The sequence below is a fragment of the Koromonas humicola genome, from assembly GCF_059726255.1.
In genome coordinates, this window is record NZ_AP040873.1 from 713,625 (window position 1) to 735,348 (window position 21,724).

Annotated in this window: 16 protein-coding genes; 12 read left to right on the top strand and 4 right to left on the bottom strand. The window is 56.7% G+C overall.

The window, feature by feature from the left end:
* Positions 1–12: 12 nt before the first annotated feature.
* Positions 13–2,271, top strand: coding sequence for an N-acetylmuramoyl-L-alanine amidase (locus AC6IZD_RS03205; RefSeq protein ID WP_497786239.1), 2,259 nt, complete (start codon positions 13–15; stop codon positions 2,269–2,271).
* Between the two features lie 70 nt (positions 2,272–2,341).
* On the opposite strand, the gene rpsU is transcribed toward AC6IZD_RS03205, so the two are convergent.
* Positions 2,342–2,542, bottom strand: a complete 201-nt coding sequence (gene rpsU, locus AC6IZD_RS03210) for a 30S ribosomal protein S21 (RefSeq protein WP_497786240.1) — start codon at positions 2,540–2,542, stop codon at positions 2,342–2,344.
* 242 nt (positions 2,543–2,784) lie between these two features.
* Between rpsU and AC6IZD_RS03215 the strand changes: the two genes are divergently transcribed.
* Positions 2,785–4,191, top strand: a complete 1,407-nt coding sequence (locus tag AC6IZD_RS03215) for a 3-hydroxybutyrate oligomer hydrolase family protein (RefSeq protein ID WP_497786241.1) — start codon at positions 2,785–2,787, stop codon at positions 4,189–4,191.
* 330 nt (positions 4,192–4,521) lie between these two features.
* On the opposite strand, the gene AC6IZD_RS03220 is transcribed toward AC6IZD_RS03215, so the two are convergent.
* Entirely contained in the window at positions 4,522–5,610 is a 1,089-nt protein-coding gene (locus AC6IZD_RS03220; protein ID WP_497786242.1) for a DUF6599 family protein, read from the bottom strand.
* A 192-nt stretch (positions 5,611–5,802) separates the two neighbouring features.
* On the opposite strand from AC6IZD_RS03220, the gene AC6IZD_RS03225 reads away from it, so the two are divergent.
* The 7 genes from AC6IZD_RS03225 (at position 5,803) to AC6IZD_RS03255 (ending at position 15,775) form a co-directional block, all read left to right on the top strand.
* A complete protein-coding gene (locus AC6IZD_RS03225; RefSeq protein WP_497786243.1) occupies positions 5,803–7,431 on the top strand; it encodes an ABC-F family ATP-binding cassette domain-containing protein in 1,629 nt (542 codons plus the stop codon).
* A 251-nt stretch (positions 7,432–7,682) separates the two neighbouring features.
* Complete coding sequence (locus tag AC6IZD_RS03230) at positions 7,683–11,501, top strand: alpha-amylase family protein (protein ID WP_497786244.1); 3,819 nt, start codon at positions 7,683–7,685, stop codon at positions 11,499–11,501.
* Between the two features lie 222 nt (positions 11,502–11,723).
* Complete coding sequence (locus AC6IZD_RS03235) at positions 11,724–13,451, top strand: succinate dehydrogenase/fumarate reductase flavoprotein subunit (protein ID WP_497786245.1); 1,728 nt, start codon at positions 11,724–11,726, stop codon at positions 13,449–13,451.
* A 36-nt stretch (positions 13,452–13,487) separates the two neighbouring features.
* Complete coding sequence (locus AC6IZD_RS03240; RefSeq protein WP_497786246.1) at positions 13,488–13,925, top strand: succinate dehydrogenase/fumarate reductase transmembrane subunit; 438 nt, start codon at positions 13,488–13,490, stop codon at positions 13,923–13,925.
* 12 nt (positions 13,926–13,937) lie between these two features.
* Positions 13,938–14,333, top strand: coding sequence for a succinate dehydrogenase/fumarate reductase transmembrane subunit (locus AC6IZD_RS03245; protein ID WP_497786247.1), 396 nt, complete (start codon positions 13,938–13,940; stop codon positions 14,331–14,333).
* 2 nt (positions 14,334–14,335) lie between these two features.
* On the top strand, positions 14,336–15,190 hold the full coding sequence (locus AC6IZD_RS03250) for a succinate dehydrogenase/fumarate reductase iron-sulfur subunit (RefSeq protein WP_497786248.1): 855 nt from the start codon (positions 14,336–14,338) through the stop codon (positions 15,188–15,190).
* A 90-nt stretch (positions 15,191–15,280) separates the two neighbouring features.
* Complete coding sequence (locus AC6IZD_RS03255; protein ID WP_497786249.1) at positions 15,281–15,775, top strand: MogA/MoaB family molybdenum cofactor biosynthesis protein; 495 nt, start codon at positions 15,281–15,283, stop codon at positions 15,773–15,775.
* Positions 15,776–15,801: 26 nt separating this feature from the next.
* Here AC6IZD_RS03255 and AC6IZD_RS03260 read toward each other — a convergent pair whose 3' ends face one another.
* Complete coding sequence (locus tag AC6IZD_RS03260; protein ID WP_497786250.1) at positions 15,802–16,689, bottom strand: hypothetical protein; 888 nt, start codon at positions 16,687–16,689, stop codon at positions 15,802–15,804.
* Between the two features lie 26 nt (positions 16,690–16,715).
* The gene (locus AC6IZD_RS03265; protein WP_497786251.1) at positions 16,716–18,647 is read right to left on the bottom strand and encodes a M1 family metallopeptidase; all 1,932 of its coding nucleotides are present in this window, start codon (positions 18,645–18,647) and stop codon (positions 16,716–16,718) included.
* Between the two features lie 85 nt (positions 18,648–18,732).
* Here AC6IZD_RS03265 and ruvC point away from each other — a divergent pair, with 85 nt between their 5' ends.
* The 3 genes from ruvC (at position 18,733) to AC6IZD_RS03280 (ending at position 21,699) form a co-directional block, all read left to right on the top strand.
* Positions 18,733–19,236: a crossover junction endodeoxyribonuclease RuvC gene (gene ruvC / locus AC6IZD_RS03270; protein ID WP_497786252.1), complete on the top strand. Its 504-nt coding sequence runs from the start codon at positions 18,733–18,735 to the stop codon at positions 19,234–19,236.
* Entirely contained in the window at positions 19,229–19,924 is a 696-nt protein-coding gene (locus tag AC6IZD_RS03275) for a hypothetical protein (protein ID WP_497786253.1), read from the top strand. Before ruvC ends, AC6IZD_RS03275 begins: the two co-directional genes overlap by 8 nt.
* 68 nt (positions 19,925–19,992) lie before the next feature.
* On the top strand, positions 19,993–21,699 hold the full coding sequence (locus tag AC6IZD_RS03280; protein WP_497786254.1) for a DUF6600 domain-containing protein: 1,707 nt from the start codon (positions 19,993–19,995) through the stop codon (positions 21,697–21,699).
* The last annotated feature ends 25 nt before the right edge of the window (positions 21,700–21,724 follow it).

Here is a 21,724-nt window from a genome sequence, read left to right on the forward strand (position 1 = left end):
AACTTGCAGTCGATGACGGGACAAACCTACAGGTGGCATTCAAAGCGCTGGATTGCAGCGCTTTTCGTGCTGTGCTTGCTCGTCGCTCCCGTTTTCTCCGCCGTCCCCGTACCGCAGAAGAAGCAACAGGCCCGCTCGCAGTTTGAGGTTGCCGAGCGGATGCGAGAAGAACTGAACGGTCTCCCGCAGCGTGAGCGCAGCCGTCGCGCATACCAGCGAGTGATCGATGCTTATCGCGCTGTTTATTATGAGGCACCCACAAGCAGCAAGGCGGATGCAAGCGTAGTCGCCGTAGCCGAACTTCTGGCCGAGAGCGGGCGCTCTTTCAACGACCCCAAAACACTTCGCGCCGCAATCGCGCAGTATGAGTTCCTTCGCCGTGAGTATCCCGGCAGCAAATATCGTCTCGACGCGCTGTTCACCATCGGACAGATATACAAAGACGATCTCGAGGAATATGACAAGGCGCGCGAGACCTTCCAGGAAGTAATCCGGCGCTATCCGCATGTGCAGAAACTTGCCGCCGAAGCCCGCGAAGCCATTGCGGAACTCGATCACCAGGCTCAGCATAAACGCACTCGCAAGTCGCTGGACTCAAACCGCGAGAGCAAGCCCGTTGCCGAATCTCGAGCGCCAGAAGCGAAGCCGCAGGAGACGAAGGCTCCGGACATAAAGCCTCAGGATGCCGCGAGCGAAGCTACGTCCCACGCCCAGCTTCCTCTCGTTACGGGAATTCGCCACTGGTCCACGCCTGATTACACTCGCGTTGCCATCGATCTTGAGCAGGAAGTGAAGTACGAAGCGGGACGCGTTCCGCATCCCGATCGCATCTTCTTTGACCTGCACGACACAAAGCTTGCCTCTACGCTCGTTGGCAAGTCGTTCGATGTCTCCGATGGATTCTTGCGCCGAGTTCGCATTGCTCAGTTCCAGAAGGGAATGGTTCGCGTAGTTCTCGAAGTCGATGATGTCTCCGACTACTCGGCGTTCCTGTTACCGAATCCGTATCGCCTCATCATTGACATTCATGGCCGCAAGCCGGGCACGCAGCCTCAGACTCTGGTCGCACAGGCGCAACAGCAGGAGGAGAGCAAGTCCTCAACTCCTGCAACTCCGCCGCCGACCAAGCCTGAAAGGCCCGCAGCGGCGCCGTTCTCCGCGACTCTGCCTTCCAGTGTGCCGACCACGGCTGAATCCAAGCCCGGTCCTGCGGCTCAGCCTCCTACCAAGCCCACAGTCGAGTATGGTCCGCGCATGGCGGATGGCAGCTTTGTGTCCACCCCATCGGCCCCTGAAGTCACTGAAGCGTCCTCAAACTCGGCACCTGCTACATCTGCCGAGTCCAATACCTCTGAACTTGCGAACCTTAAGGGCTCAGAGCTGAAAGCAACCGATAAGCCAACGTCGCAGCCCACGGTTCAGGTTGTGGCTCCGAGAGAAACCAAGAAGAAGCCGCTTAGCGCGGGGAAGAAATCGCAACGTTATCCTGAGATTCGTCAGGCCCAGCCCAGTGCCGACGGCCAGACCTCGCTTATTCGTGCCCTCGGTCTGAAGGTGGGACGCATTGTGATCGACGCCGGACACGGCGGGCACGATACGGGAACGATTGGCCCCAACGGCCTTCTGGAGAAGGATCTCGTTCTCGACGTCTCGCTTCGCCTTGGAAAGCTGCTCAAGACGAAGATGGGAGCCGACGTCATCTTCACACGCGACGATGACACGTTCATCCCTCTCGAGACGCGTACAGCCATTGCAAATCAGCATCAGGCCGATCTGTTTGTTTCGGTACACGCGAATTCCAGCCGTGATCCGAATGCACGTGGCGTAGAGACCTACTACTTGAACTTCAATCCTTCTCCCGACGCTCTGGAAGTTGCCGCCCGCGAGAATGCTGTCAGCGAAAAATCGGTCCATGAACTCGGCGACTTGGTGAAGAAGATCACGCTGAAGGAAAAAGTTGACGAGTCACGAGAGTTCGCGGCGGATGTGCAGCACTCCCTTTACCAGGGACTAGCAGGCAAGGAGAAAACAACGCTCCGAGATCGCGGCGTGAAGAAGGCTCCTTTCATCGTGCTCATTGGCGCGAATATGCCCTCGATCCTGGCCGAAATTTCGTTCGTTTCCAATCCCGGCGATGAACGCCGCCTGCAGACGCCTGAGTACCGCCAGCGCATTGCCGAATCGCTTTACCGTGGTATCGCCCGCTACATCAACGGTCTTAGCGGACTGAAGGTGGCTAGCAAGTCTGGTGGAAACGAAGGCGAACAGTAATCGCTCGATATTGTTGCAGAAATGGAAAAGGCCGCTACCTTTTGGTAGCGGCCTTTTAAGTTCCAGGAAACTAGTCCTTGGGTTCTTTGCGAATCTTCTTCTGTGCCCGCTTGCGAGCCAGAGCCTGCTTCACGCGCATCTTCGCACCCGGCTTCAGATAGTAGGAGTGACGCTTCACTTCCTTGATGATGTCTTCGGTCTGAACCTTGCGCTTAAAGCGACGCAGGGCGCTTTCAATGCTCTCGCCCTCTTGCAGTCGAATTTCTGCCAACTAGATCACCACCCAACTCAGGCCTGATTGGCCAACGGATTAAGTCTAACACATCCCACATTTCATTCTGTCCGCAGCGGCACAGATCTTGTGCTCATACAGTTTCTCCGTCCCGAAAGCCGACATGCGCTACTCACTTTGCATCTCAAGTGCTGCCTCTCATTCAGAGCGGCCCAACGCCAATCATTGAGGAACCAGAGAAAATGCGTGGAAGACTCTTTAGCCTAGGAGTGATGTTAACCATGCTGCTGCCCATCTCGGGACAGGCGCAAACATCGTGTCAAGCGATACTGAAAGCGCTGGGCGATACTGCCAAAGGCGTCACCTGCTTCGTCAGTCCTGACCTGACCACTGCGAATCCATCCACGACTCCGCCAAACAACAGTCTCGCTGGCTGGCCCGCGGGGGCCTACACGCCGGTGACGGACCGCAGCGTCATCTCTCCGGCAACGAATCCTACTACTATCACGAAGGCCGTACCTGGCGTTCAGGTAGAGGGCTACTTCGCTGACGATGCCACTGGCGAAGCTCGTTTCCTGTTGCGCTTCCCTAATGATTGGAATGGCAAGCTGGTTGTCGGCGGAGCCTCCGGCACTCGCAGCGAGCACAACGGCGACTACGCGTGGAGCGACTACGTTCTGCAGAAGGGGTATGCCTACGCGTCGCAGAACAAAGGCATTCTGAACCTGTACATCAGCACGGCATCCGACCCTCTGGCGTGTCGGCTCAATCCACAGGCGGGTGCCAACACATGGGTTCATTTCTATGACAACGACCCGGCCAAGCCTTTCACCCTGTGGACTCGATACATCATCGAGGCCACTGTGCTGGCGAAGAAGGCCGTACAGCATCACTATGGCAAACAGGCGAAGTACACATACGTCGTTGGTACCTCGAACGGTGGGTATCAGGTGCGCCGCGCAATCGAGGTAGCTCCAGAGCTTTACGATGGCGGTGTCGATTGGGAAGGGACGTTCATCGATCCACGCGGTCCCAATCTGCTCATCGATTTGCCTCCGACCCTCGCGAACTTCTCCTCATACGTTGCAGCGAACTATGATCCCAACAGCCAGGCTGCCAAGAACATCGAAGCTGCAGGCTATCCGCCCGACATCGTCTCCGGCAACAGCTCCATGTGGGGCATGTATAACGCTTCTTTCTGGGAAGTGACGATGTGCCAATGGCAGAAGCGACTCGACCCGACCTATGACACGTATGGAGCAGGCCTGGCAAACTACAACTACTTCCAGCGAGTCTTCGCCACCCACGGTCAGGTATTCAAGAACCTCGATCAGATCGCAACAACCGGGGAGATTCGCAAGCCGCTCATCACAGTTGCGGGAACGATGGATGCACTGCTCCCCATCGAGCGCAATGCGCGTCAGTATGAGGACCGCGTTCTTGAGCAGAAGCACCATGCGCCCTATCGTCTGTACGAAATTCAGAATGGGAACCACATCGACGCATATGCGGCAGTGTTCCCGCAGCTACAGGTGATTCAACCTCATGCACAGAAGGCATTCGATCTTCTCGTGGACCACGTAGAGAAGGATGCTCCATTGCCTGAGAGCCAATGTGTTGCTCGTGGAGCATCGATCTCAACCACGCCGGCTCAATCTGGTCGATGCCCGAACCTCTTTGTCCCGTAACACGAAGCTCACAAATCGCGGATCTCTTCCATGCGTCAGTGTTCAATCGCTGGCGCATTTTCTTTGGCACACAAACGAAAAGGCCGCCCGGCAACTGGGCGACCTTTTCTTCAAGGGAGAATAGTTCCAACGGAGGCTAGACCGTCAAAACTTTCTGAAGAAATACTATGAGCCTGTAAAACAGGGTGTCAAGCGAATTCTCGGAATTAAATGTCTTTAAAATCAATCACTTAGCTTTTTGGCCCAATATTACACACGTGACAAAATTTGTCACTTTTGCGGCCATTTTCCCCTAAATCATTCGCCATAGGCAGCTTAGGGGAGTTTCGCTCAGTGCAGGTCCAACCGGATCATTTCGCCGTCGTCCCTGGGCTGTCCAGCCTTTCCCGACCTGAAACGGGGCAGGTACACCCTTGAAAACCCGAAAACCGCGCCAGCTCCGACCGAGATCAGGAACAAAATTGCCGCGAGACTCAGAGCTGCGATCACGACATTACCGATATTGTCGCGTTTGCTCTGTCCCGCGTTCTCGTTCCAGGTAACGTTCGCGTCGTAGTTGATGCTGGCGAGCATGCGATTCGCATCGCCGCGTGAGATGTCCCCCCGCACGAGGGCGATGATTGGCCCTGTGCGCTTGGCCATGCTCGTCGCTGAAGGTGACGAAGCTGGCAATTGCTCATAACCGGCCAGCTTGTCCATCGCGATATGCGGCGTGGGATAGGCGACCAGAAGAACTTCCGCTGATCCCGGAGCTTCGCCGTTCATGCGTGCCCAAAGTACCTGGGGACTCTTGCTGAAATCGATGAGTTCGGGGCTGATATTGATATTCAAAGCTGAATAAGCCGCAGGGCCAATCAGGTATCGCGCCGTTTCTGGCACAAGCTGCTTGCGTGGCAGGTGATTCGGCAGAGTGGGCAGCACTGCGACGTTGCCCTTTGCCTCGGGCAAAGCCTTCGCCAATTCACGAAGCTGAGCTCCACTCATTCCGGTTACGTGATCGAAGTTGGCGTCCACCAGTATATTGCCGGAGAAGAAGAGGACACGATCGTTCAGCGAAGCTGCAAGCGCTCCTACATCTTCCTGCCGCATCAGCGGCTGTCGGTAGAAGGTGAACGCCGCATAGGCGCCTTCCGCGTCCTGAAAACGCGCAGCCTTAACCGTCAGTGTGCGGTCCTCGCGCTTGTAGGTAGCTACCTCAAAGTCGGTGAAGCGATCTTCGCTGAGCACGCTTGAGGATGCGTTATCGACCGCGCGAGGATCGGTGCCCGTCTTGGGAGTGCCGCTCAGTTCCCATCCAGCAAAGACTTCCGGCAGCATTCTTGGAGCTTGCGCGCTGGCTTTCGCGGGAGCACACACTGCAGGCACAGCAGCGACCAGGGCCATGAGCGCGACGCAGAAGAAGTGAGACAAAGATTTCATGAGTTCGGAACAGTCCTTCTAGTTATTAGACCACGATGGCGGCAAAGAAGTTTCGGTGGTGATTGCAGGTCATCGAAGACGCGCAGCGCGCTCCTGCTTTGGGTAGATCGATCCAACCCTCGCCCGCAGCATGCTATCCTACTAGTACGCAGTGCACCCCGCCTCCTGGCTCCAGCACTCACCCAGAAAATCATGATTTCAGTTTCCAGCGTTTCGATGCGCTACGGCGCAAAAGTATTGTTTGAAGAAGTCTCCACCGCGTTCACGCCGGGACGGCGTTACGGTCTAACCGGCCCTAATGGCGCTGGCAAGTCCACGTTTATGAAGCTTTTGACGGGCGAGCTCGAACCGCAGAAGGGAACTGTCGTGCGCCCGAAGAAGTTCGGTGTGCTCCGGCAGGACCAGTTTGCCTTCGACTCCTATCGCGTCATCGACACCGTGATCATGGGCAACAAGCGCCTGTGGCAGGCAATGGAAGAGCGCGAAGTTATCTATGCCAAGCCCGAGTTGACCAATGAAGACGGCATGCGTCTAGGCGAACTCGAAGGCATTGTGGGCGAGGAGGACGGCTACTCTGCTGAGACCGATGCGGCATTGTTGTTGCAAGGCCTCGATCTCCCTGATGAACTCCACGAGAGGAAGATGGGCGAGCTACAAGGCGGACAAAAGGTTCGCGTACTGCTCGCGCAGGCACTATTCGGACATCCGATGGCCCTGCTGCTCGATGAGCCTACGAACCACCTCGATCTCGATTCCATCCATTGGCTTCAGGAGTTCCTGAACAACTACGATGGCACCCTGATCGTGATTTCGCACGACCGGCACTTCCTAAACAGCGTTTGCACCCACATTGCCGACATCGATTACGAGACCATCATCACCTACACCGGCAACTACGACGAGATGGTGCTGGCAAAGACACAGGTACGTTCGCAGTTGGAGGCGCAAAACCTCCAACGCGAGAAGAAGATTGCGCAGCTCAACGACTTCATCGCCCGATTCTCGGCCGGAACCCGTTCCAGCCAAGTGCAGTCGCGCCGCAAAGAAGTCGAGCGCCTTCAGGTGACGGAACTTGCCAAGTCCAACATTCAGCGCCCGTTCATCAAGTTCGAACAGAAGCGTCCATCCGGTAAGCACATCCTCGAGATCGAAGGACTCACGAAGTTCTACGACGACGTCGAGGTTCTTCGCGGGTTCACCGCCAGCCTCACTCGTGGAGAGAAGGTCGGCCTGATGGGGCGCAACGGTGCTGGTAAAACGACGCTGATCAACGCAATTCTTGCCAATTCGCCAACCACGCCGATGCAGGAGCTTCGCGCAACCAGCGGGTACGATGGAGAATTCGTCAGCGCAGGCAAGGTGATTTGGGGACATGAGGCGGCGGTGGGCTACTTTGCCCAGGACCACCGTGCTCTGATTAGCAACGGCATGACGGTTTTCGACTGGCTGCACCAGTTTGATCCGGGAGCTGCCGATGAAGAAATCCGAGGACTGTTGGGCCAGATGATGTTTGCCCGTGACGAGGGCAACAAGCGCACCGATGTGCTCTCCGGTGGTGAAGTGGCCCGGCTGCTTTTCTGTAAGCTCATGTTGCAGAAGCCTAACGTGCTTGTTCTCGATGAACCTACGAACCACCTCGATCTAGAGTCGATTAATGCTCTCAACATCTCCCTTCAGCGCTATCAGGGGACGGTGATTCTTGCCACTCACGATCACGATCTCATTGATGAGGTCGCAACGCGCATCTGGCACGTGGAGAGTGATCACAGCATCACGGACTTCAAGGGAAGCTACGCAGAATTCCAGGGAGTTCCTGCTTAATCCAGACCGGCGGACATGGACGCGGTTCAAGTTCGCCGGATCAGCTCTTCGCTTCTGCTTTTGGTTCCCCATGACCGCAAAGCATCTCTAATTCTGTGCAATCTTTCTCATCCTGCTCCTCTGTTTCTGCCCGATCCGTACGTTATTGGCATTTTTCTCTGCCAGAGACTAACCTTCCTGCATGGCCGGGTGTCGATATTCCTTTCATCTGGCATCATGTTTAGCGTGGCTTCATCCAGGACGAATCGCAGATGATGGAATTTCACATCTCCAGAGCTGTTCGCAATCGCTATCAGTTTCCGGATACTCTCTTTTCCTTCACCGGCAACGTTGTTTTCGCCAACATAGGAGCGAGCAGGCAGCTCGCCCATCGCATGAACCTTGTTCGCGATGCGAAGAAACATCCTGAGCGCACGGTAAATGCCGGAGCCCTGTTTGCCATGGGCCTCATTGACGAGGCCAGCCACGCTGTTATGGCTCGCTATCGAGAGCAGTTCGATCCCAATTGCATGGTCGACGCTCTTTACTTCTTCACCGAGCAGATTGGGCCCGAACAACTTGAAAAGATGCTGCTGACCTTTGTCGAGCAGTTTCCTGGAACCAGTGTCTATCGTGGAGAGCAGACTGCTCGCGAGTGGCTCTCGGGTTCGACTGGCGGCATACCGCATCGTGCGGCAGCGTTCGAAGAAATGATGCTGCTCTGGATGGCCAATCGCAACGAGGCCTTCCGTCCATTCGAAGAACTTTTTCATGATGCCGATTTGTCGGCGAAGACGGCTTACCGGCAGGTTGCAATGCAGCTTCCAGCCTATTTCGCCACTCGGCCGCTGATTCCGATTGAAGGCGCGGCACCGGTGAATCTTTATGATTTGCTGCGCGCTCCCGTCATCGGCTCGCCAGCATCGCTCAGTGAGCAGCTTTCACTTATTCGCAAAAAATGGAAGACGCTCATTGGAGACAGCCTCGATCGCCTGCTTCTCATCGGGGGCGAAATCCTGCAAGAAGAGGATCTTGCTATTTGGGCGATGTTCAACCCGCCCAATCCGGAATCCGAAGCTGCCGCCCGTGCCGCTGCAGCCCGAGCTGCCGAAGAAGCCGCACGCCGCCGTCGCGAGCTCGGTTTGCAGCAATGGCCCGGCATGAGCGGACACTCCGATGTGCCGACGTTTGGCGATCCGGCCAACGAGTACGAGAAATTCAGCGCCGACGTTGCATGGATGCCTACGGCTGTTCTTGTCGCAAAAAGCACCTACGTTTGGCTAGCGCAGCTTTCGCGCAAATACTCACGCGACATCAGCCGCCTCGATCAGATTCCAGACGAAGATCTCGACGAACTTGCGCGTCGGGGCCTGAACTCCCTGTGGCTCATCGGCATATGGGAGCGTAGCCGCGCTTCGAAGACAATCAAGCAACTCTGCGGCAATCAGGACGCCGTCGCCTCAGCCTACTCGCTCTACGACTATCGAATCGCGGACGATCTTGGCGGAGAGGCCGCCTACATTTCACTGCGCGACCGCTGCTTCCAGCGTGGTATTCGACTTGCCAGCGACATGGTGCCCAATCACATGGGCATCGACTCGCCGTGGGTGGTCGAACATCCCGAGTGGTTCATCTCGCGCCAGGATGCGCCCTACCCGGCCTACAACTTCGATGGCCCCGATCTCTCGTCCGACCCGCGTGTCGAAATAAAGATCGAGCGCCATTACTATGAGCAGACTGACGCGGCGGTGGTCTTCATGCGCCGTGACCGCTACACAGGCGAGACACGCTACATCTATCACGGCAATGACGGCACGAGTTTTCCCTGGAACGACACAGCACAGCTCGACTACTTGAATCCCGCTGTTCGCGAGCAGGTTATCCAGACTATCCTGCACGTTGCACGACTGTTCCCGGTGATCCGCTTTGATGCAGCCATGACTTTGGCCAAGCGGCACTTCCAGCGTCTGTGGTTCCCCAACCCGGGTAGCAGTGGAGCGATTCCATCTCGCGCTGAATACGGCATGACGACCGAAGAGTTCAATCGCATCATGCCAAACGAGTTTTGGCGTGAAGTTGTTGACCGCGTCGCCGCCGAGGTTCCCGGCACGCTTCTGCTGGCCGAAGCCTTCTGGCTCATGGAAGGCTACTTTGTTCGCACCCTTGGCATGCACCGCGTGTATAACAGCGCGTTCATGAACATGATGCGCGACGAAGATAACGCTAAGTATCGCTCAGTCATCAAGAACACGCTCGAGTTCGATCCCGACATCATGAAACGCTACGTCAATTTCATGAGCAATCCGGACGAGCGCACCGCGATCGATCAGTTCGGCAAGGGAGATAAGTGCTTCGGCGTGGCAACGGTCATGTCCACCCTCCCGGGGCTGCCTATGTTTGGGCATGGACAAATCGAGGGATTTACCGAGAAGTACGGAATGGAGTATCGCTGGCCGCGATACCAGGAAGACCCCGACCCGTGGCTCGTTTCACGTCACGAACGTCAGATCGCGCCGCTGCTCCACAACCGCGCCCTGTTTGCCGAGAGCACCAATTTTCTTCTGTACGATTTCTATCGCTCCGACGGCACGGTGGACGAAAACATTTTTGCCTACTCCAACCGCCGAGGCAATGAGCGAGCGCTGGTCCTCTATCACAACAAGTACGCCACCACGCGCGGCACTATCGACCATTCAGCGGCATTTGCAGACAAGCAAGCCGGGCATCTACGCCAGCGTCGTCTGAAAGAAGGACTCGATCTCCACCCCGATCCTTCCGTGGTACTGGCATTTCGTGACGAGCTCACCGGCCTCGAGTACCTGCGGCGTTCAGTTAACGTAGCTGAGCACGGTTTCACCATCGAGTTGCACGCTTACCAGTGCCACGTCTTCCTCGATTGGCGCGAACTGCGCGCAACGGCCGAAAAACCATGGGACCGCCTGTGTGACTACCTCGGTGGGCGAGGCGTGGCCAACCTTGAGGACGAACTCATAATGCTCGAACTCGAACCGGCTCACAATTCGGTGCGTCGGTTGCTCGAGCCTGCTGTTGTGGGCGCTGTTGCTGATTACACCGAACGCGCGCCTCTCGGTTTCGAAGAGGTTGCTGTCGACAAGCTTCCGCCCGAAAAGAAGGAATCTATCCGTGCCGGCTTTGAAGATGTTCTCGAGAGCACCTGGCGCCGCACACGCGACTTCCTGCGGGAATCGCAACTGTTCTACCGGACGCACAATGGACATCACGAGGCGACGGACATCGCCAACCCTGTCGCGATGGAGCCTGCTTTCCGCGACCGCACCATCGCTGCAATGCGGGTCTCATCGCTCGAAAGCCTCTTCCCGGAGCCTTGGCCTGCCGCAGCGCGCCGGGTTCTTCCGAGTCACAGCCCTCAGAAGATCGCGACCTCGATGTGGGGACCGGTCCTCGGCTGGAATGCACTAGAGCTTCTGGCGGAATCGATAAATAAGGATGAAGCCCCTCGTACTGCGCTTGAACTCTTCGATCGCCTGCGCCTGCGCCAACCGCTCGGGCAGGCATTCGGTGCCCTCGGCTTCGAAGACGAGGAATGCTGGCGCGTGGCGGCCCGGATCAAAGTGTCGCTTTTGATCGAGGCGAAGGTCTTTACCTCTCAAGAGTTAGTCGAGCCCTCAACGTCCCCTGCGGAACTTACGCGCATCAACGTTGAGCGGACGGCTGCTTCCGAGGCGACCGACGCGATTGGCGACTCGATACCGGAAACCATCGAGGCGGCTCCCGTCGAGGTTCCGATCTTCTCGCCATCGTTCTGGCAGGATCCGGACGTCCGCTGGCTGACCGGGGCCCACGAAGACAAGGGCGTCACCTACTTCGTGCAGGAGTCGTTTGAAGAGCTCATGTGGTGGCTCCAGTTGCCAGCTCTGCGCCAGCTCGCAGCACAGGCGCAGCCTTCGCGCGAAACCATTGCGGCCATTGTGACGACGATTGCCGCCTATTCAAAGGCGGCCGAGGATGCCGAGTACAGGTTGGACGAACTGTTGGCCAAAGCTCCGCAACCCGAGCCAATTGCAGCACCTGAACCCGAAGAAGAGCCCGTTACCGAACCAGACGAATAAGTGACGCGAATCCAAGCCCCACTTCCCCGGACTCTCCAGAGGCCGGAAGTGGGGCTTTTTTAGGCATTTTCGTTCTATCCGGATTGATCTCCATAAACTTTTTCTTCAGCTCACCTAAAAAAGAGACGTACCTCACAGCCAGACCTCTTTTTGGTGAAATACGATGTTTTGTTCTCTACTTAATAGCCTTTGACCCCCGTCTGTACCACTCCGGGGAGTGGTGTGAAAGGAAGCATGCAGGAAATCATTCACGACGTACTCATATTAGGAACCGGCCTCGCGGGACTTCGCGCGGCGGTCGAAATCAGCATTCAAACCAAGGGCAAGGCCGATATTGGCATCATTTCCAAGGTCCAGGTGATGCGTGCGCACTCGGTCTGCGCTGAAGGCGGTACAGGCGCCGTCATGCGTCCTGAGGAAGGCGACAGTTTCGAGCTCCACGAGTGGGACACCGTCAAGGGCTCCGACTTCCTCGCTGATCAGGATGTTGTCGAGCGCTTTGTTAAGACATCGCCTGACGAAATTCGCCTTCTCGAACACTGGGGCGTGCCGTGGTCGCGTCGCGATGATGGTCGCATCATGCAGCGTCCGTTTGGCGGACACACCTTCCCGCGCGCCTGCATGGCTGCCGACAAGACCGGCTTCTTCGAGATGCAGGCTCTCTACGACACGTTGGTGAAGTACAACAACTTCACTCGCTACGATGAAGGCTTCGTCACCTCCATTCTGGTCGAGAATGGTGTTTTTGCCGGACTCACGCTGTACCATGCTCCAACCGGAGAGTTCCAGGTAATTCGCGGCAAGGCTTTGCTGCTCGCTTCTGGCGGTCTCGGCACCCTGTACGGATTCACCACCTACTCGCAGACCGTGACGGGCGATGGACAGGCAATCGCATTCCGCGCCGGTCTCCCGCTGGAAGACCCCGAGTTCCTTCAGTTCCATCCCACCGGCCTCGTTCCCTCGGGCATTCTGATGACCGAAGGCTGCCGTGGTGAAGGCGGCTACCTGCGCAACAGCAAGGGCGAGCGCTTCATGGAGAAGTACGCCCCCAAGATGATGGAACTCGCTCCGCGCGACATCGTTTCCCGCTCCGAGATGACCGAAATTCTCGAAGGCCGCGGATTCAAAGGCCCCGATGGACTCGACTACGTTCATCTGGACCTCACGCACCTCGGTGCCGATGTCATCAACAAGCGTTTGCCGCTGATTCGCGAAGTCTGCATCAAGTTCCTCGGCCTTGATCCGATCACCCAGCAGATTCCGATTCGTCCTGTGGCGCACTATTCCATGGGCGGTGTTGAAGCCGACATCAACGGCCGCACCAAGATCGAGAACATCTGGGCTGCTGGCGAAGTCGCTTGCCACTCCATGCACGGAGCCAATCGTCTGGGCTGCAACTCCACCGCTGAATGCCTCGTTTGGGGCGGCATCACTGGCGGCGAGATTGCCAAGTATCTCGGCACCAATCCCGGACTGGCCGAAGTTCCGCAGGATAAGGCTTGCGAAGAGCAGAAGCGCATCTTCATGGGCCTGCTCCAGCAGCGTGGCACCGAAAGCCCGGCGGCAATTCGCCGCGAGCTTCGCTCCGTTATGGATCAGCACGCCGGTGTGTATCGCAACGGCGAGTCCATGCAGAAGGGCCTCGACAAGATTCACGAGTTGCGCGAGCGCTTCAAGGGCATCCGCATCGAGGACAAGAGCCGCGTTTACAACACAAATCTCATCCAGACGCTTGAAACCGAAAACATGCTGGAGCTCGCCGAAGTGCTTATGATGGCTGCTCTCGCCCGCAAGGAATCGCGTGGCGGACACGCCCGCACTGACTATCCGGTGCGCGATGATCAGAATTTCCTCGCTCACTCCATGGTCCATTACACCGGCTCCACGCCGCGCCTCGAATACAAATCGGTCACCATCAACAAATGGAAGCCTGTCGAGCGCAAATACTAACTTCATTTATTCGAAGGAATTCATACGGAGTACGAAATGTCTGAACTTAAGCGGCACGACAATCGGTTGGGCGTTTGGGGATGGCTCGGAGGCGGACGCTGGGGCGTCGAACGTTATGCCTACATCCTTCATCGTCTCACCGGACTCGCAATTCTCGTTTACTTGCTCATGCACACAGTGGTCACCAGCCTGCGTGTGAAGGGAATCTATCTCTGGACTGAAGGCCAGTTCTTTCACCAGCCAATCTTTAAACTGGGCGAGTTTGCGGTCGTTGCGGCGTTTGCTTTCCACGCTTTCAATGGCCTCAGGCTTGTGCTGGTCGAACTCGGCTTCGCTGTCGGCAAGCCGATCGAGCCGATCTATCCCTATAAAACCTCCGTCGGCGTGCAGCGCCCATTGCTCATCGTGGTGATGGCGGTTGCGTTCGTCTTCCTGCTGATCGGTGGTTACAACTTCCTGGGCTTGGCAAAGTAGAAGGGATTTGAAATGAGCAACGGAACAAAATATTGGACTTGGCACATGGCCGCCGGAGTAGTTCTTCTCGTGCTGCTCGGCCTGCACATGGTCATCATGCACATGGGTGGCACTGCCCACCTCTTCGCACCTCACGGCTCTGACTCGGTTTCCATGCAGAACGTGCAATGGCGCGACAGCAAAATCTGCTTCACGATCACATACGTCATTCTTCTCGGCGTTGGCCTGTACCACGGACTCTATGGTCTTCGCACAATTCTGCTGGAACTCACGCTGAAGCCCGCAGTTGAAAAAGCAACCACGGCAGTTCTCTTTATCCTCGGCGTCGGACTCTTCGCGCTCGGCACTTGGGCTGCCTTTGCTGCTCACGCTGCAGCACAGACCGTAGCACTTGCAGGAGGTCGATAGTCATGGCCGATTCCAAAGTTATCAAGACCATCAACTTCCACGTAACGCGTTTCAACCCTGAGAAGGACACCAAGCCCTACGTACAGTCCTACAAGGTCGAAGTCGCCGAAGGCATGACTGTCCTCGATGGCCTGCACTGGATCAAGGAAAACCTCGATCCGACGCTGGTGTGGCGCTACTCCTGCCGCATGGGCATTTGCGGATCCTGCGGCATGCTCATCAACGGCACGCCGACGCTTGCCTGCAACACGCAGATCCTGCACATCACGGATCACGATGTGACCGTCGGCCCGCTGCCGAACTTCGAAATCATTCGCGACCTCGTGCCCGATCTGGTTTCCATGTTCGATAAGCACGCCGCTGTCCAGCCCAACATCATCCGTGATGAGGCCGAGCTGAACAGTCCGAAGGGCGAGTTCTACCAGTCGCCCGAGGAACTCGAGGCCTATCTGCAGTTCACCTATTGCATTAAGTGCGGATGCTGCATGGGAGCCTGCCCGACTCTGGCTACCGACGTTCGCTATCTTGGACCGATGCCTCTTACCGCGTTGCAGCGCTATAACTCAGACACCCGCGACGAAGGCTTCAAGGTTCGCGCCAAAGTTGCTGGCGGCGATGGCGGTGCTTTTAGCTGCCACTATGCTGGCGAATGCTCGCGCGTCTGCCCGAAAGGTGTTGACCCCGGTAAAGCGATTCAGCTTCTCAAGCGCAAACTCGTGCTGGATTATCTCCATCTCGCACGCGCAAAGCAGCCTTGCAAAAAGTTGGAAGGCCCCGGACAGGGCAAGCTGCTTCCCAACATGACGCCTCCTGCTCGTACGATTCATCAGGATGAGCCGGCGGAAACCCGCAAGTAACAAAAGGAAGCTTCATTGGCGGAGGCCACATGGCCTCCGCTTATTTGCTGCCCGGATTACAATGACTTTGCTGGAAAGGTCGGATTCATCATGAAAGCAGCAATACTCACGGTAAGCGACAAAGGTTCACGCGGTGAGCGCACGGACCAGAGTGGTCCAGCGCTCGCAGAATGGCTCAGCGCGCATCAGGTTGAAATAGTCTCGACCGGAATCGTCCCTGACGAACAGGACCTGATTGCGCAAATGTTGATGCGCTGGTCGGAACAGACATTTTCCGATCTCATCGTCACCACCGGAGGAACCGGCGTCTCACCGCGCGATGTAACTCCCGAAGCCACGGCGAAGGTTATTGATCGCACCATTCCCGGAATCGCCGAAGCCATGCGTGCATCGAGCATGGCCAAAACTCCTCACGCGATGATCTCCCGCGCGATATGCGGAATTCGGCAACGAACTCTGATCTTGAACCTGCCTGGCAGCCCGAAAGCCGCTATCGAAAACCTCGAAGCGATTTGGCCCGCCATTCCTCACACAATTCGCAAACTGCAGGGCGATCCGCAAGACTGTGCTACGGCAAAGTCCTAGCGAATCCAAAACTTGCGGCCTCGCGTTTATTCTGCCACCGGGGATTGCTGCACTGTTTCCGGTTCCATGGGTAGAGGCACCACGATTGCATCCACGCCTACCCATCTTGCGCTCGCCGCTTTCATCCAGAGCCGTGACGCAATCTGCGCCAAAGTAATCAGCTCCAAAATCAAGAAGCTCAGTGCTGTTGCCGAGTGGGGCACATGCACCCACGCCCAAGTACCGAGGGCAAAACTCAGTAGCGCAAACGCCGCTATCCCTAAGTACTGCGCGTAGAGCTTGCCCCAGTGAAACGCCATGTTCAAACTTCGCAGCACCACGCGCAAAACTTGACGATCGTTATCGCGAACAACATGCACCTGCGCGATGTCGAACCACATGCGTACGAAAATCGCGATCATCAAAATGACCAGCATCCCAGCTACTGCGACGTAGAAACCCGTGAGGTCGCCCGCCGCGTCTTCCGCAAGTTGGCCAGCCCACTTTTGTAATCCACTCTGCGCTGCTGCGAGCACTCCGAAAGGAATCAACGAAAGAAGCGCCAGCCGCACCATCCTCCAGAAGTAGAGCCCGGCATTCTCGAAGAACTCTGCCTTGCTCAGCTTTCTGTCTTCGAGATAAACCGTGAGCACGCCACCATCGATGAACAGCAGATAGACCAAAAAGATCAATACCGCGCCCACAGCACTTGGTGCCATCAGCTTCATCGAAACATCGGGCCGCTCCATCATCAGCACAAACGATTCGAAATCGAAGCCCGTCACCAGCTTTGCTGACTGCAAACTGCGGTCGAGCACGGAGCTCAACACAGCGCGAGCCGGAAGCGAGCCAATCCACGCCAGCAACAGGTTCACCGCAAAGACCCACCAGACTAGTTGCTGATGCCGCCATAGTAAGCTCGCTGCATTTTTCATGCTTGCCCTCATCGTTCGCTCCTGTTCTATGCCAGCCAACTCAGCAACTGTTCCATCCATTGCGTGAACACTGTCCAGTAGCCAGCGACTTTGCCGCTCGCCCTGCGATCCATCTTCGCCGTCCAACTGTTGTTAAATGGATCGCGATCTATGACGTGCACGTGGTCGGGGTCGATCTCCGCGGAAACCAGCTTTGCCTTTCCATCCCAAGCAAATCTGTGCCAGCGATCCTTGCCATCCCACCACTCCCGCCTCGTCGTGCCATCATCGAACTTCACTTGCAGCACAACGGGCAGGTCAAAATCGCCGCGACGGTGTACGATCACCTCGCTGTGATACACCGTGGAACCCTTCTTCTCGTCCTGCTTGCTCCACCAATCCACCCGGTCAGAACTCGCACTTAGAATCCGATCATCCAGCGTCTGCGTGCCGTAGATTGCCTGCTTCCAATACCAATCCAGATTCTGCCCCGCCGTTTCATTCATGGTTGCCGTGAAATCTTCCGGTCTCGGATGCTTGAATTTATAGCGATCGAAGTAAGTTCGCAGTCCGCGCATCACTGTCTCTTCGCCAATCACGCCTTCGAGGGTCAGCATCATCAACGCCGTCTTCGAATACGTGGTCGCGCCATACGCTCCCATGTTTTCGAACTTCCACGCCGGACGCGACAGCGGATCGCGATCGGCTCGTGGCACATAGGCGATCCTGTCCTGCCCGCGCTCGCCCAGTTTCCCCAGACGCGAATTCACATTCGACGTCGCCTTTCCATAGAGCGCATCCATCACCTTCGCTTCTACGTACTGATTGATCCCCTCGTCCATCCAGGCATTCTCGAACTCGTTCGTCGCCACCATGCCGTACCAGTACTGGTGTCCGAACTCATGTTCGACGACGACCTCAGGTTCGAGCAGCGATTTCGGCATCCACCAAGTCGTGTCGGCTGTGATCAGCGTCGGATATTCCATTCCCCCGGCAGCGCCGCCGCCGTGAGGAGGATCAACAACCGCGATCTGGGGATATGGATACGGACCAATCCACGCGTCGAACTTCCGCATGGTCTCTTTCAGTGCTTCCAGATAGCGCGGAGTCGTTGCCATGTGTCCCGGCTGCATGAGCATGCGAATCTTCACCGTGCCCTGACGCAGTCTTACGGAGTCTTCGACAATCTTCGTTGTTGGGTCTGCGGTCCAAGCGAAGTCATGCACGTCTTCAGCATGAAATGTCACTGTCTGTGTACCGTTGCCGTTGTCTTTGGCCGAGGTCTGCAGTCCACTTGCACCGACATTCCACTTCGCGGGCAGTGTCAGCTTTACGTCGTAGGTTCCAAAGTCTGCGAAGAACTCCGTCGTAGCGTGAAACTGATGACAGTTCCACGATCCATTCCACCACACCCCCACCTTCGGAAACCATTGCCCAGCCATTAGAAAATCGCGCTTGTAACCTGTTCTCGCCACCACCTCAGGGAACTTCGCAACAAAATGGATGCGAAACTGCACGCTCTGCCCAGGGGACAATGGCTTCGGCAACGTGACCTCAAACACTGTTCGGTCGTCAGGATTCCGATCATCGGGCGCAACAAACTTCATCTGCTTCGTCAGGTCGCCGATGCCCAATACTTCGAGAGATTTCACCTCGTTTGAACCGTAGTGCTTGTCTTCCCAACCCGCACCTTCCTCGGTGTCGCGCTGTCCTCCGCGATGTGCTTCCGTCATCCACGTCGACTTTGGCTGAAACGCATTGAGATAAAGATGGAAAGGGAATTTCGTCAGCGTTGTGCCAGTCTTGTTCGTGTAGGTCAGTAGCTCTGTCGCATCCAGAGTGTGAGCCTTCGCGTTGTATGAGCCTTCGATCTGATACGCAACCACGCGATCGCTCAGCGGAGCACTCTCTGCGATGCAAGTTCCTATCGCCAGAAGCAGTGTCGCCATAACCAACACACATCGATGATGAATTCCCATCTCGTCTCCTTGCGCCAACAGCATACCAGCGAATTGTCGCCCCTCCGCTTTGCCCTGTGTTTCGTTTTCAGGCTACACTTCCAGCATGCGTGTTCTTGGGGTCGATTGCGGAGGCGAATATACCGGCTACGGAGTCGTCGAGGGCGATGGGCGCACTCTCACCTCGCTCGACATGGGTGCCATCTGCCTCTCGCCGCGCGAGGCGCTAGAGATCCGTCTTAAGAAGGTTTTCGAAGGGCTCTCGTCCCAGATTGTTAAGTATCAGCCTGAGATCGTTGCCATCGAAGACGTTTTCTACTCTGTGAACGCCAAGAGCGCACTCAAACTCGGTCATGTCCGCGGCGTTGCGATGATGACCGCCGCCCAGCACGGACTCAGAGTTGTTGCTTATGCTCCGCTGGCTATCAAGTCTGCCGTTGTCGGCTATGGAAGGGCGGAGAAGTCCCAGGTACAAGTGATGGTTGCGCGATTGCTGCATCTTGATGTGCTACCCCAGCCCGCCGACGCCGCCGACGCTCTTGCGATCGCCATTTGCCACATTAATACTTCGGCTACTTTGCTGCGCCAGTCTGCAACCTCAAATGCCTGACCCACGAACGATGAAATCTCTCGCCCTCACACTTGTTCTCCTCGCAGCTTCCACCCTTTTCGCTCAGGAAACAGCTTCGTCCACAGTCACTTTCTCGCAGCGCTGGCCCAATCGTGACCCGCAGTTCTATGAGCTGGTTGTACATGTTGACGGCAGTACCGATTACCGTTCGTTGCCGTTGCCGGACAAGAACTCTGGTTCGAGCGATTCACCGGAGCCTTATGAATTCAGCTTTAAGCTCTCTCCCGAATCCCGTAACCTGATTTTCTCGGTTGCATCACGCGCTCGCGACTTCCAAAATTCTCTAGACAAGGTGAAAGTTGCATTTACCGGGACTAAGACACTGAAGTACGACAGCGGATCTGGTGCTCCCGCCAGCATATCCTACAATTACAGTTCCTCGCCTGAACTCGCACGGCTCACCCTGTTGATGCAGAACATCTCATCGACTATCGAACTGTCCCAGAGTCTTCAGTTCCAGCTCCGGTTCGCGAAACTTTCGCTCGACGATGCCTTGCGGCGGACTGAAGAGCTGGCCACCACCGGCCAGCTTGCCGAACTGGAGCTCCTGCATCCCGTGCTCACGAAAATTGCCGGAGATCCATCTGTTCTAAACATTGCCCGCCAGCGCGCTCGGCGTATCCTGCAGCTTCCGGCTCCGAAAAACAGCGACACAAAACTTAAATAATCTTTACGGCTTGGCGAATCTTTCTGCGTTGCAACGAGTTCATACTGTTAATGGCAGGAGTGTAATCCATGACCACCCAAAGAGTTCGGCTGTTTAGCTTAGCTGTCGTACTCTTCCTTCTCTCGGCTATTCCGGCCTTTGCTGCAAACAACATCCGCATCGTTCGTCTCAGTCTCGTTCAGGGCGACGTGCAAATTGACCGCAACGCAGGCGATGGTTGGGAGCAGGCAATCAACAACATGCCCGTAATCGCGGGAGCTCGCATCTACGCTGCTGAAAACTCCAAGGCTGAGCTGGAATTTGAAGATGGAAGCAGCGTTCGCCTTGTTGGCCCAGCGCAGATCACAATGCTCGCTCTCTCGGCCAACGACAATGGCTCGAAGGTTAACCAGATTCAGGTTGATTCCGGCCAGGTCTACGTGAACGCGCACCTTCGTCATCACGACGACTTTCGCGTGCTCGCGCGCACAGGCGAAGTGTTCGCCATCTCCAAGCCCTCACGTTTGCGGTTCACCGTTGACGAACAAACTGCTTCGGTCGCCGTGCTCTCCGGAGAAGTTTCCGTACTGGAAGGTCCCAAGGAAGCCAAGCTTCACAGCGGTGAGACTTACAGCTACGTCCTCGGCCAGCCCGAAAGCGCAGCTCGTCAGGACTCCATTCCTCCTCAGCCCGCCGACTCTTGGAATCAGCAGAGAGAGGAATATCAAGAGCAGAATACCCAGGCCGCTGCACAGTACACCGGAGACAACTCGTATGCGCCTGGCGACGCCGATCTCACCTACTACGGCCAGTACGTGACGATGCCCGGCTACGGCCCAGTCTGGCAACCTTATGGTGTTGGGCCGTATTGGAATCCTTACGACTACGGTGCCTGGAGCTACTATCCATCTTGGGGATGGACCTTTGTTTCTGCTTACCCTTGGGGATGGGCGCCGTTCTACTACGGTGATTGGTGCTACATCAATGGACGCGGGTGGTGGTGGCGTCCCGGCCATCGTCCGGGGCATGGAGGCGGATGGCATCCGAGACCTCGATACAACGGAGAACCGAGCCGTGCGTGGAATGCTCCTCACCCGCCCCCTCGCGTGACTCGCGGCACAGTAGCCGTCGCAGGATCGCACGTCGTAGTGGGCCCGATCACGAGCACGCACTCCGTACCCGGTCAGCATGGGTTCGTTGACGTAACACACGGCACTGCTCCTCAGGGAACCGTTCCTTCTGTGAGACCCAGGATCGGACCTACCGGTGTAAACGCTGGAGCCACGGTAGGCAATCGAATTCACGTCTCCGATGCAGGGCCGGTTGTTCGCGGAACTTCGACACTCAATCCTGGACTGCAGCACGGCAACAACACGCCTCTGTCGGGCCAGCGTGGAGCGTATTCTCTGTCCGGAGATGCCGCACGTACTGGCGTCAACTCTGGACGCAACGGGATCGAAGTCCGTCGACCACCTGTTAGTTTGGTTCCGAGTACTCCGGGAGTCACGATCCAGCGGCCCGCAGTAGCGCCACCTGCGGTTGCACCTGCAACACCGCGTGTTGCAGGACCGCCTCCGGTCGTAGCTCCATCGACCCCACGTGTTGCCGGACCACCACCGGTTAGCGCACCTCCGCACGTCACCGTAGCTCCGGCAGCGCCAGCCGCGCCGCATTTTACTAGCCCGCCAGTGTCCCACGGCTCAATGCCGTCGGCACCAGCCGCTCCTGCCGGGGGAGGGCATGTTGGAGGAGCAGTTAGCGGTGGGCACGCTGGGGGTGGTGGCGGTCATCGCTAAACAGCGGCTAAGAATGAAGAATGCC